Here is an 11599-nt window from a genome sequence, read left to right on the forward strand (position 1 = left end):
TGAGGGTTCAGATGCAACGAACCGGTATCGTAAACTATCACGTTCACAAACCTGAACGGCAGGCGTTCCAACTGGACGCCGGCGGCATTGTCGGCAACCTGATTTCGCCCGAACTGTTGCCGACACAGGTGAATCTGACGGATATGCGGACATCCGGGCGGCCCCTGCGCTTTGACCCCGACGGCGTCGAGTTTCTGAATGCGCCCAGTGCCATCCGCGGTTTTTCCGGGGATCAGTGGAAACGGACCTACGAAAACGAGCTGGCTCAACTGCTGACCGCAGAGATCAACGTTCGCGAGGTCGTGATCTTTGACCATACCTTGCGCGTGGACGACCCAAAGGCGACGCGCAAGCCCGCGCGCAATGTCCACAGCGATTACAGCGCGGACGGCGCTCGGCAACGGCTGGAGGATTTGCTTGGCGCCGAGCGGGCGGCCGAGTGGAGCAAAGGGCACTATGCCTTTGTCAATCTCTGGCGGCCAGTCCATCACCCGATCAACAGCGCGCCGCTGGGGTTCGTCCGTCCTTCGTCCGTCGACCCCAAAGACTGGATCCTGCTTGACCTGATCTATCCTGACCGCAAAGGGCAGATCATGGGGCTTGTCGGGAATGCAAGCCATGACTGGGTCTATCTGTCTCGAATGAGCCCGGATGAAATCGCTATTTTCAACATCTACGACAATCGGGGGTTGCCTTCCGTCGCTCACAGCGCGCTCGATATGGTCGAGGACCCGACCGTCAACACCATCCGGAAGAGCATCGAGACCCGCACTTTGGTGCGGTACTGAGCAAGGAACCATCATGTTGGACAAAAACCAAAACCTGTCCTTTGCCCCGATCAACAAGGCCTACGGTCAGGTTTTTCGGCCAGATCAGCTGACGCTAGGGCTGGTATTGCCGCTCGAGGCCTACCCGGTGGGATCCGAGCCCACGATGAAGGGCCACATGAAGGCCGCGCAATTGGCCGAGTCTCTGGGCTTTGCCGCGCTTTGGCTGCGCGACGTGCCGTTCAATGTTCCAAGTTTCGGGGACCCCGGCCAGATCTTTGACCCGTTCGTCTATCTGGGTGCACTGGCGACCGCGACGGATCGCATTGCCCTGGGGACCGCCAGCATCGTTTTGCCGTTGCGCCATCCGGCCCATGTGGCAAAGGCAGCCGCATCGGCGGATGTATTGTCCGATGGCCGTCTGCTTTTGGGTGTGGCGTCCGGTGATCGACCGGAAGAGTATCCGGCAATGCGTCAATCCTTCCCCGATCGCGGTGAACGGTTCCGCGACAGCGTCAACTATATCCGTGCGACGGCAACACCCTACCCAAAGCATGAAAGCCTGCAGGGACATCTGCCCGGCGACATTGACCTTCTGCCAAAACCCTCGGGATCGCGCCTGCCGCTGTTGATCACGGGCGGCAGTCGACAATCCCCGGATTGGGTGGCTGAAAACGGCGATGGATGGATGACCTATCCGCGCGACGCGGCATCACAGGGGCGCGCGGTGGCCGATTACCGGAACCGTCTGAAAGCACTGGGGCAACCGGACAAACCGGTGATGCAGTCGCTCTATGTCGACTTGCTGGAAGACCCAAATGCCCCCGCACGTCCCATACATCTGGGGTTCCAGTCGGGTTCGAATTTCCTGCGCCGCTACTTGGCTGAAATACGTGAGATCGGGATGAATCACGTCGCCCTGAATCTGCGTTTCAACCAGGCCGCCATCGAACCGACACTCAAACGCCTGGCGGATACGATCTTGCCGGAATTTTCATAAGGAACGGATCGCATGACCAAAACCATTCTGATCACTGGAGCAACCGATGGTATCGGACTCCTCACCGCCAAGAAACTGGCGGCTGACGGTCACCGTATTCTGTTGCACGGACGGAACACTGCAAAGCTGGAAGCAGCCGCCCAGAAGGTTGGAGGGCAGCCGGAAACCTACAGCGCCGATCTGTCCGACCTATCAGCCGTGAGGTCGTTGGCGGAGGCCATCCGGTCCAATCACGACCGACTGGATGTGCTGATCAACAACGCCGGCGTCCTGAAGGCTCCGCAGACCACTCTCGAAAACGGTCTCGATATCCGCTTCGTCGTCAACACGCTCGCGCCTTATCTGCTGACCGAACTTCTGCTTCCGATCATTCCCAAGACTGGCCGCGTCGTGAACCTGTCCTCGGCCGCACAGGCCCCTGTGGATCTGGATGCGTTGACCGGAAAAACGCGGTTGGCCGATATGGGCGCATATGCGCAAAGCAAGTTGGCAATCACGATATGGACGCGCGAACAGGCCCGAGCCCTGCCCGCTGGACCCGTGTTGATTGCGGTTAATCCGGGTTCATTGCTGGCGTCCAAAATGGTCAAGGACGGTTTCGGAGTCGCCGGCAACGACCTCAACATCGGCGCCGACATCCTGATCGACGCCGCGCTTAGCGATCGGTTCGCGCAGGCGTCGGGCGCCTATTTCGACAATGACGGCGGTACATTTGCAGACCCGCACCCCGCGGCGCTGAAATCCGAACACGCAGCCGACGTCATGGAGGCCATTCAAGACACTATCCGTCAATACGGCTAAGCCGGGCGCATTCCCGCGCCCTGCCAATTCACGCGAACCCTCGCATCTTTGATGACGAGGACAGGAGAGGACTGTCCAATGAAATACGAAAACTTCCAGACCTTTGACGTCGCGGTCGAGAATGCAATCGCCACCGTGACGTTCAACTTCGGAGCGGTCAATGTTCAGGGCCAAGAGATGCTGGCCGACCTCAACAGCCTTGCGATGCGGCTGGAGCGGGACCGGGAAACCAAAGTGGTGATCTTCCAGTCGGCGAACCCCGAAATCTGGGTCTGTCACTACGATACCGAGTTGCTCAAGGATCTTTCGACCGAAGCCGTCTCGCGTGAAGACGCCCAGCTGCTGGACCTGCAGTCCGTTTGCGAACGGCTGAGCAAGGTCCCGCAGGCAACAATCGCGAAGCTCGAAGGCTTCGCCCGTGGCGGCGGACACGAACTCGCACTCGCGCTGGACATGCGTTTTGCGGCACGCGGGAAGTTCAAGTTCATGCAGATGGAAGTTGGCATGGGCATCCTGCCCTGCGGCGGCGGCGCTTCTCGCATGGCGCGCCAAACCGGGCTTGGCCGGGCATTGGAAATCATCCTGAGTGCGCAGGATTACGATGCCGACGATGCCGAGCGCATGGGCACCATCAACAAGGCGCTGGATCCCGACGAGATCGGTCCCTATGTCGATGCTCTGGCCAGGCGCATTGCCCAATTCCCCGCCGAATCCATCAACGCGTGCAAGCAGATGGTCTACGAATCCATCGACAAACCTATTTCCGAAGCGTTGAGGGCCGAGGCCTATTGGCTGTACCAGGCGACAAGCAAGACGCCGGCGGTCAAGCGCTTTCGAATTGCCGATGAACAAGGGCTCGAGCATGATATAGAGAACCAGCGAAACTGGAACGAACTGGTCATGAAGGTGCAAGAGATCGCCAACTGACGACTGCGCTTGATCCGCTGAAATCGGTTTCAGCGGATCATATCCCGCAGCAGGCATGGGCGTTCCGACGGCAAGGGGGCCGAGGCACGCAGGTCGCCATACTGCGTCTGTCAAGGAACCCAAACGCCCATGTTCCGAAGCCGGCGGTAAGCCAAAGGATAGACGGCAGCAGCACCGACGTCCGAGGCGGCCGGGCTGATCAACGGTGCGCGGCGCTTTTCGGTCGCCAACGCACGGGATCGAATGTGCCGGAACGACCGGCAGACTTACTAAACACACACCCAAACAACGTTTAGCAGGTGCCTTCTTTGCGCCCAAAGCAGAAGACGTGCTCCAGAAACCGTATTGGCGTGAATCCGAGTTTCGACGCAACTCGTCTTTATCAACCACGCCTTGAAGCGCGGGGAAAAGTTTCGGCCGGCTCATAAAGCAAAGCCAACAAAGTCGATTGGGTGTCTTGGATCACTTGCGCGTTTCCGCCAGAAATATTGAAAACCGCAAGTACCCCGACAAAACCGCCGATTTTGTGGTAGGTTACTCGGTATTAACAAAAAATTTTGGGAGGACAAAAATGAAAAACAAAACAAGATCAACCATAATGGCGGCCTTATTTGCTGCAGCTGCCACAGCCGTTTCCGCACAAGATGATCCCCCCTTGAACTTCCTGATTATTTGGGGAGATGACATTGGATTTTGGAATATCAGTGCCTACAACCATGGCATGATGGGGTATCAGACACCCAACATCGACCGCATAGCCAAAGAAGGCGCGCTATTTACTGATTGGTACGGAGAGCAGTCCTGCACCGCGGGACGAGCGGCCTTTATCACAGGACAATCTCCCATCCGCACGGGTTTGACCAAGGTAGGCCTGCCCGGCGCACCCGAGGGCATGCCCGTCGAAGACCCAACCATCGCAGGGCTGCTCAAAAACCATGGTTACATGACTGGCCAGTTCGGCAAAAACCATCTGGGTGACCGTGACGAGCACCTACCCACAAACCATGGTTTCGATGAGTTTTTCGGAAATCTCTACCATCTCAACGCAGAAGAAGAGCCGGAAAACCCTGACTATCCCAAGGATGAAGCCTTCAGGGAAAACTTCGGCCCGCGCGGGGTGATCAAGTCGACCGCTGATGGCTCGATCGAGGATACCGGGCCGCTCACGAAAAAGCGCATGGAAACCGTTGACGAAGAAGTCACGGCCAGCGCGTTGGATTTCATGGATAGAGCCGTTGAACAGGACAAACCTTTCTTCCTTTGGTGGAACTCCACCCGCATGCACATTTTCACGCATCTGAAGGAAGAGTCCGATGGAGTGACGGGACTTGGAGTTTATCCCGACGGCATGGTCGAGCATGATGGGCATGTCGGCGTACTGCTTGATAAACTTGATGAGCTCGGAATCGCCGACAACACCGTCGTAATGTATTCAACCGACAACGGAGCGGAGACGTTCACGTGGCCGGATGGCGGCACGACACCCTTCCGCGGTGAGAAAAACACGCAGTGGGAAGGTGGCTATCGCGTCCCGACGGTCATCAAGTGGCCGGGCGTCATCGAACCGGGTTCGAAGGTCAATGGCGTAGTATCGCATACGGATATGTTGCCTACCATTCTGGCTGCGGTCGGTGAGCCAGACATCAAAGAACGGTTGCTCGATGGTGGCGTTGAAGCCATCGGCCGCCAATACAAGGCCCATCTGGACGGCTACAATCTTCTGCCGTCGCTCTCGGGTGAAACTGATGAGTGGCCGCGCAGTGAGTTCATCTATTGGACGGATGATGGCAGCGTCGCCGCCTTGCGATACGAACAGTACAAGGTAACATTCCTGAAGCAGAATGCTCATGGGCTTGATGTATGGCTCTCACCGTTTGAAGTCTTGCGCGCACCGATGCTGGCAAACCTCCGCAGCGATCCGTTCGAGCGAGCCGAGGAAGAGAACGCTATGGGATACCAACGCTGGTTCCTCGAGCATATGTTCGCGATAGCGCCAGCCGCCGCCTACGTTGGGCAATGGCTGCAAAGCTTCGAGGAATTTCCGCCAAGGCAAAAACCTGGCAGTTTCAACCTCGACAACGTTATGGAGGAACTCACGAGCCGTGCCGGGAACCAATAGCACCAACCGGACGCCGTGAGCTGTGTTCGCCAGTCTGAATTCACGGACAACTGTTTGTCGAATTCAGACTGGTAAGTCATCCCCTTGGACTGAAGACCGGCGCAGTCCAAGGGAAAGGATGAACGGCGACTTGGTTCCGTTTTGCGGGCATTGAGCGCTGCTTTCTGGACAGACCCCTGAGCGGTCGTTGGAATAACGTATAGATGCTGCTCCGCTGTCATTCTGTTGCCGGCCTAACTCAACAAGGCAGCAACAGGCTTTTTGGGCTTTCTGCCATGAGAATCAGTCGCCTTTCACATTCATTCCACTTTTCCTGAACCAATTCGCACGGAGGAGTTGTCAGACGTGAAAAACCGAAAGCTCTACCTTGGCCCCCTGACCGACAATAGACGGTGGGATATGGTTCGCATCCGCCCCGATGATGTGTTCGTAGTGACACCTCCGAAATGCGGCACGACCTGGATGCAAACCATCGTATCGCTGTTGTTTTCTGGTGATCCCGAAGTTGAAACGGAGTTGTCAGTGAAGATGCCTTGGGTAGACATCCGAATCCGAGAGATGCCTGAAGTCGCAGAACGGCTCGAAGCCATGCAGCATCGGCGCAGCATGAAAAGCCACACACCGATGGATGGGTTACCGCTGGATGATCAAGCACAGTACATCTGTGTTTTTCGTCATCCCCTCGATGCGCATTTCTCGTTTCGCAAACACATCAGAAACATTCCAATGACCTGGTTTGACACCTGGTATCCCGAGAACGATGAAGAAGGCATCACATTCCGTCGTTTTCTGGACGGTGGGGCGGAAGGGTTCGATACCGATGCGATGCCACTGGCACATATCATTCGGCATTACAAAGCAGCTGCGGCACTTTCCGACCGGCCGAACGTATCGCTTTTTCACTACGCCGACATGACCCGGGACTTGAGAGGGACGTTCTTCCGACTGGCTGACATCTTGGGCACGACCCATTCAGAGGTGGTCATGGATCAATTGGTTCAAGCTGCGACCTTCGACAACATGAAGGACAAAGCAGAACGCTATGCCCCCTCAGGTGGCAAGGGGTTCTTCAGGTCGGATGCCGAGTTTTTCCACAGCGGAACGAGTGGCAAATGGCACGGGAAACTGACGGCGGAAGAACTGGCAGGCTACGACGCAATGATGGACGCACACCTGGATCCCAAAGACCGAGAATGGTTGGAATATGGCTCTCGGGGAAACGACGCTGCCTAGATATTGCTATACCGATCGAACCAGCGAATACCGAAAATAGTAAACCCGGTTCGCAATGGAATATAGAACAGAGGTTTCCCGGGGTTGCTAATCTGAAGGGGCGGCATTCAGGCAAGCATTTCCCCAGCTTGGCCAACACTTAGGGTTCCGCCTTTGGCTACCTCGACATAAACCCCTATATCCATGTGCCCCATCAACTGCCTGATAAGATAGGGTATTTTCAAGTCACGCTCGGCCGTATCCGGGTTCACTTCAGTGGCCGCACACCTTTTCGTTCGCGATAGTATCTTCAACTCAACATCGCCAAATCTCAGAACCGATCCAACTGCGTCCAACTCGGAAAACGAAGGCAAGCCGTCTATCTCGATATTCGCGCGGAAGCGCGCTGGCTGGATCTCTGAGTTCAGTTTTTCACCCAACTCTCGCACCGACGCGCGATTAAGAACGGATATCGCGTTCATCATTTTTGGTGAGACGACGGACACATCCGTAAACCGATGAGGAGCAGACGAGACGAATTCCGGCAATTCGGGATCTTTCAAGTCGATCTCCGAAGACAAGAAACTCGCCGCATTCATCCGGTCTTCTGGTGTTCGCATATTGAAGCTTTGTGTTTTGCCGTTCGCTTTGATCTCAAGATCTTGAGTCTCAATATCAAAACTCGTCTCTACGCCTGCCAACGCAGCCTCATTCAACAGAACAACAAAGCGATCTTTCGGCAGTGGCTGAGGGTTCTGCGCGTCGAACCCGGAGTTGTAGCGCGCAAATCCGAACAGGCGATCACCCGGGATCCCCTCCCCTGCCCGCAGCGTCACGGTTTGCATCGGCTCGGCACTCAAGCCTTTGATTGGGTACCGGTTCAATCTGACGATAGAGAGCGTGTTCATACGTCTGCACCTGTCCAACCGAGTTATGCACGATCCAGAGTGACCCGTGCCGTTTGACGCTATCTCCAATCCTCAAAGGTATCGACCGAATAATCCGCTAGAGCTTCACAAGCGGGTGCCAAAAACCGGTTGGCCGCACGAGGGCCGTGATTGTGAGCTGCGCCGATCTTGGCGGGTACGGCCATTAAATGCCTCACTGCTGAAAATACTTGCGCAACGACGAAAAGTAATAAAATTAATTAAAATCAATTACTAAAAGGATTATTCCCCGTCAATTGCCGCCGCCTTGAGGTACGAACCTCAAAAATATCTAGACTTGATGTGCGTACCTCAAATAGCCTTGGAGGTATGCCGCGATTCGCACATCCTCGATTGACGGCGCAAAAAGGGAGGAATGGATGACTTACACAAAACTGGCCTCGGCCAGCGCAATAGTCCTTGCCGCTACTACTCTTTCCACCAAGGCGAATGCTGAAGATCTGACGCTTTGTTGGGCTGCATGGGACCCGGCCAACGCGCTTGTTGAGCTTTCAAAGGAATTCGAAGCCGAATCCGGTCACACGATGAACTTCGAGTTTGTTCCCTGGCCGAATTTCGCGGATCGGATGTTGAACGAGCTGAACTCCGGGGGCAAGCTCTGCGACTTGTTGATCGGCGACAGCCAGTGGATCGGCGGGGGCGCCGAGAATGGCCACTATGTCAAACTGAACGACTTCTTCGATGCTGAAGGCATCAGCATGGACGATTTCGCGCCGGCCACCGTCTATGCCTACTCGACCTGGCCCAAGGGCACGCCAAACTACTATGCGTTGCCAGCGATGGGCGATGCGAATGGCTGGTTCTACCGCAAGGACTGGTTCGAAAACCCCGACATCCAAGCCGCTTACAAAGAGGCGACGGGTCAGGATCTTCGCGAGCCTCAATCGCAAAAAGAACTCCTGCAGATCGCGCAGTTCTTCCAAGGTCGTGAGATCGACGGCAAGACTGTCTATGGCGCAGCCATCTTTACCGAGCGCGGCTCGGAAGGGATCACCATGGGCGTGACAGGAGCGCTGTATCCTTGGGGTTTCAAATACGAAAACACGCCGGGTTCCTATGACATGGAAGGCGCCGTGAACTCGCCCGAAGCGGTCGAAGCTCTGGAATTCTACAAGGAATTCTACGAAACGGCGACGCCTCCGGGATACACCAACTCTTACATGGGTGAGAGTCTGGACGCATTTAAGTCCGGTCAGGTCGCCATGGCGATGAACTGGTTTGCGTTCTTCCCGGGTCTTTACGCCGATCCCAATACCGGCGGTGACAAGATCGACTTCTTCGTGAACCCACCACAAAATCAGGCAGGTTCGACACTGGGCGGACAAGGTATCTCGGTTGTCAGCTACTCTGACAAACAGGACGCCGCACTTGAGTACATCAAGTGGTTCGCACAGCCGGACGTCCAGGCCAAATGGTGGGAGCTTGGCGGCTACTCGGCCCATAACTCCGTACTGGAAGATCCGGGTTTCGTTGACAGCCAGCCGTTTGCCGGTGACTTCCTGGAAGCAATGGCCGGGGTGCAGGATTTCTGGCAGGAGCCTGCTTATGCGGAACTGCTGCTGGCGATGCAGAAACGCATCCACGACTACGTGGTTGCGGACCAGGGCACCGCTCAAGAAGCGCTTGATCTTCTGATCCAAGACTGGACCGAAGTCTTCGAAGACGAAGGCAAGCTGTAGTCCGGACACAGGCAGGAGCGGGTGAAATCCCGCTCCACCTTCACCCGTGAGTCCTAAACCAACAAGAGCTGGCAAAGAGATGTCTGACAGGACCGTAGATCGCGTTGCGGAGGCAACGCCCGAGCGAGTTGCGCGAAAAATCCGAGGATTATCCGACCGCGCGATCGCCTGGATATTCATCTCCCCAACGATTTTTCTATTGCTGGCGATCAACATCTTTCCGTTGATCTGGACCATCCAACTGAGCTTTACCAACTACAAGGCCAACCGGATCGGGCGTGAAGTCAAAGATGTCGGTCTCAGGAATTACGAGCGTATCCTGACAGACTCGGATACCTGGCTGAACATGCAGGCGACGGCGCATTTCCTGTTCTGGACGATCTTTTTCCAAGTCCTGATCGGGTTCACGCTGGCTTGGCTGATCAACAAGAAATTCAAGGGTAACGATCTATGGACCACGATCATCGTCTTGCCGATGATGCTGTCCCCGGCCGTTGTCGGGAACTTCTGGAAATTCCTGTATCAGCCTCAAATCGGCCTGTTCAACTACATCGTGTCATGGTTCACGGGCAAGGAACCCTCAAGCTTTGAAATGCTGGGTTCGGTTACTTTGGCCCCTTGGGCGATCGTGATTGTTGACACCTGGATGTGGACCCCCTTCGTGATGCTGATCTGTCTGGCCGGGCTGCGCAGCATCCCCGACTACATCTACGAGGCGGCTGAGATCGACAGGGCCAGCAAGCTGCGGCAGTTCTTTACAATCACCATTCCGATGGTGCTGCCGTTCCTGATGCTCGCGGTGCTGTTTCGAGGGATCGAGAACTTCAAAATGTTCGACCTGGTTGTTCAGCTGACCGGAGGTGGACCGGGATCCGTAACGGAACTCACCTCAATCAATCTCAAGCGAGAGGCGTTTGAGAAGTGGCGGACGGGCTACGCCTCGGCCTATGCGATCATCTTGTTCGTCACCGTGTTCGGCCTTGCGTCGATCTACGTCAAAGCCCTGAACAAGGTGAAACAGAGATGAGCAGTTTTTCCGTCACTGAACCTTCGAACCGGTCCAAATGGATCGCAGGCTTCCTGGTCATCACTTATGCGCTGATCACGATGATCCCGCTGGTTTGGATATTGCTGACCGGGTTCAAATCCCCCGCCGACGCGATCAGCTACCCGCCTAAAGTGGTCTTTGACCCAACGCTCGAAGGTTACGTCAATCTTTTCACCACGCGCACCAGGCAAACGCAGGAGTTTCTGGAAGCCAACCCGCCGCAGAACTGGGCCGATGAGATCGTCCGCCAATACGACATGGTGATCGTTGGGCCCTCCAAGTTCGGCGAGCGTTTCATGAATTCGGTCATCATCGGATTTGGCTCGACGTTCTTGAGTATCTTCCTCGGCACGCTGGCCGCCTATGCGTTCAGCCGATTTAAGGTCCCGCTCAAGGACGACCTTCTGTTCTTCATCCTGAGTACAAGGATGATGCCCCCGGTCGCTGTCGCCATCCCGATCTTCCTGATGTTCAGAAACCTTGGGCTGAGCGACACGCATCTGGGAATGATCCTGCTCTATACAGGGGTAAATATCTCTCTGGCGGTTTGGTTGCTGAAAGGGTTCATCGACGAAATCCCAAGAGAGTACGAGGAAGCCGCCCTTATCGATGGCTACACGAGGTTTCAGGCTTTCTACAAAGTGGTGCTGCCGCAAGCCGCCACGGGCATCGCGTCAACTGCGATCTTCTGCCTGATCTTCGCCTGGAATGAGTACGCGTTTGCCGTGCTGCTGACATCTGCGAATGCACAGACCGCACCGCCGTTCATCCCGACCATCATCGGTATTGGCGGCCTGGACTGGCCCGCGGTGGCGGCCGGCGCGACGATCTTCCTGATCCCGGTCATGATTTTCACCATCCTGATGCGCAAACACTTGCTGCGCGGGATTACATTCGGAGCCGTACGCAAATGAGCGAGTTTCTTTCCGGATTGATGCGGCTCCGCCGCGGCCCATGGGAGATGGTGGCAACCATCCTGATTGCACTGGGTGTCTTCATGCTGATGCAGCCGTTTGTCCTTTGGGCCTTCACTTATTCCTTCATCGTCACGCTGATCGGAACCGTCATGTTCATCATCGTCAGCCATTTCCCGGAGTAG

At 55.9% G+C, this 11599-nt stretch carries 11 protein-coding genes; 10 read left to right on the forward strand and 1 reads right to left on the reverse strand.

Going from position 1 to position 11599, the window contains the following annotated elements:
- Positions 1 to 11: 11 nt before the first annotated feature.
- The 6 genes from ACR0NY_RS18430 to ACR0NY_RS18455 all read left to right on the forward strand — a co-directional run bounded on the left by ACR0NY_RS18430 (position 12) and on the right by ACR0NY_RS18455 (position 6847).
- Positions 12 to 788 (forward strand): CmcJ/NvfI family oxidoreductase, encoded by a 777-nt coding sequence (locus tag ACR0NY_RS18430; protein ID WP_170370182.1) that lies wholly within the window; start codon positions 12 to 14, stop codon positions 786 to 788.
- Positions 789 to 801: 13 nt separating this feature from the next.
- A complete protein-coding gene (locus tag ACR0NY_RS18435; RefSeq protein ID WP_170370184.1) occupies positions 802 to 1767 on the forward strand; it encodes an LLM class oxidoreductase in 966 nt (321 codons plus the stop codon).
- A gap of 12 nt (positions 1768 to 1779) precedes the next feature.
- The gene (locus tag ACR0NY_RS18440) at positions 1780 to 2568 is read left to right on the forward strand and encodes an SDR family NAD(P)-dependent oxidoreductase (protein ID WP_170370186.1); all 789 of its coding nucleotides are present in this window, start codon (positions 1780 to 1782) and stop codon (positions 2566 to 2568) included.
- A gap of 78 nt (positions 2569 to 2646) precedes the next feature.
- Positions 2647 to 3495, forward strand: coding sequence for an enoyl-CoA hydratase/isomerase family protein (locus ACR0NY_RS18445; RefSeq protein ID WP_170342903.1), 849 nt, complete (start codon positions 2647 to 2649; stop codon positions 3493 to 3495).
- Between the two features lie 571 nt (positions 3496 to 4066).
- Entirely contained in the window at positions 4067 to 5614 is a 1548-nt protein-coding gene (locus tag ACR0NY_RS18450; RefSeq protein WP_170370188.1) for an arylsulfatase, read from the forward strand.
- Positions 5615 to 5959: 345 nt separating this feature from the next.
- Positions 5960 to 6847, forward strand: a complete 888-nt coding sequence (locus tag ACR0NY_RS18455; protein WP_170370190.1) for a sulfotransferase domain-containing protein — start codon at positions 5960 to 5962, stop codon at positions 6845 to 6847.
- 107 nt (positions 6848 to 6954) lie between these two features.
- On the opposite strand, the gene ACR0NY_RS18460 is transcribed toward ACR0NY_RS18455, so the two are convergent.
- Positions 6955 to 7734, reverse strand: coding sequence for an MOSC domain-containing protein (locus tag ACR0NY_RS18460; RefSeq protein ID WP_170342908.1), 780 nt, complete (start codon positions 7732 to 7734; stop codon positions 6955 to 6957).
- Between the two features lie 398 nt (positions 7735 to 8132).
- Here ACR0NY_RS18460 and ACR0NY_RS18465 point away from each other — a divergent pair, with 398 nt between their 5' ends.
- From ACR0NY_RS18465 to ACR0NY_RS18480, 4 genes are all read left to right on the forward strand, one after another.
- Entirely contained in the window at positions 8133 to 9452 is a 1320-nt protein-coding gene (locus ACR0NY_RS18465) for an ABC transporter substrate-binding protein (protein ID WP_093965439.1), read from the forward strand.
- A 79-nt stretch (positions 9453 to 9531) separates the two neighbouring features.
- Positions 9532 to 10479 carry a carbohydrate ABC transporter permease gene (locus ACR0NY_RS18470; RefSeq protein WP_170342909.1) on the forward strand — a complete coding sequence of 316 codons (948 nt, stop codon included), beginning with the start codon at positions 9532 to 9534 and terminating at the stop codon, positions 10477 to 10479.
- Positions 10476 to 11414 (forward strand): carbohydrate ABC transporter permease, encoded by a 939-nt coding sequence (locus tag ACR0NY_RS18475; RefSeq protein ID WP_010442361.1) that lies wholly within the window; start codon positions 10476 to 10478, stop codon positions 11412 to 11414. The genes ACR0NY_RS18470 and ACR0NY_RS18475 overlap by 4 nt, the downstream gene beginning before the upstream one ends.
- A complete protein-coding gene (locus ACR0NY_RS18480) occupies positions 11411 to 11599 on the forward strand; it encodes a hypothetical protein (RefSeq protein WP_093965435.1) in 189 nt (62 codons plus the stop codon). Before ACR0NY_RS18475 ends, ACR0NY_RS18480 begins: the two co-directional genes overlap by 4 nt.

The sequence above is a fragment of the Ruegeria sp. BJ5 genome, assembly GCF_056537865.1.

Excerpts from the sequence above, each read along its gene's own strand:
- ACR0NY_RS18470 (WP_170342909.1), top strand. The coding sequence starts at position 9,532 with ATGTCTGACAGGACCGTAGATCGCGTTGCGGAGGCAACGCCCGAGCGA.
- ACR0NY_RS18440 (WP_170370186.1), top strand. The coding sequence starts at position 1,780 with ATGACCAAAACCATTCTGATCACTGGAGCAACCGATGGTATCGGACTC.
- ACR0NY_RS18480 (WP_093965435.1), top strand. The coding sequence starts at position 11,411 with ATGAGCGAGTTTCTTTCCGGATTGATGCGGCTCCGCCGCGGCCCATGG.
- ACR0NY_RS18450 (WP_170370188.1), top strand. The coding sequence starts at position 4,067 with ATGAAAAACAAAACAAGATCAACCATAATGGCGGCCTTATTTGCTGCA.
- ACR0NY_RS18460 (WP_170342908.1), bottom strand. The coding sequence starts at position 7,734 with ATGAACACGCTCTCTATCGTCAGATTGAACCGGTACCCAATCAAAGGC.
- ACR0NY_RS18445 (WP_170342903.1), top strand. The coding sequence starts at position 2,647 with ATGAAATACGAAAACTTCCAGACCTTTGACGTCGCGGTCGAGAATGCA.
- ACR0NY_RS18435 (WP_170370184.1), top strand. The coding sequence starts at position 802 with ATGTTGGACAAAAACCAAAACCTGTCCTTTGCCCCGATCAACAAGGCC.
- ACR0NY_RS18430 (WP_170370182.1), top strand. The coding sequence starts at position 12 with ATGCAACGAACCGGTATCGTAAACTATCACGTTCACAAACCTGAACGG.
- ACR0NY_RS18475 (WP_010442361.1), top strand. The coding sequence starts at position 10,476 with ATGAGCAGTTTTTCCGTCACTGAACCTTCGAACCGGTCCAAATGGATC.
- ACR0NY_RS18465 (WP_093965439.1), top strand. The coding sequence starts at position 8,133 with ATGACTTACACAAAACTGGCCTCGGCCAGCGCAATAGTCCTTGCCGCT.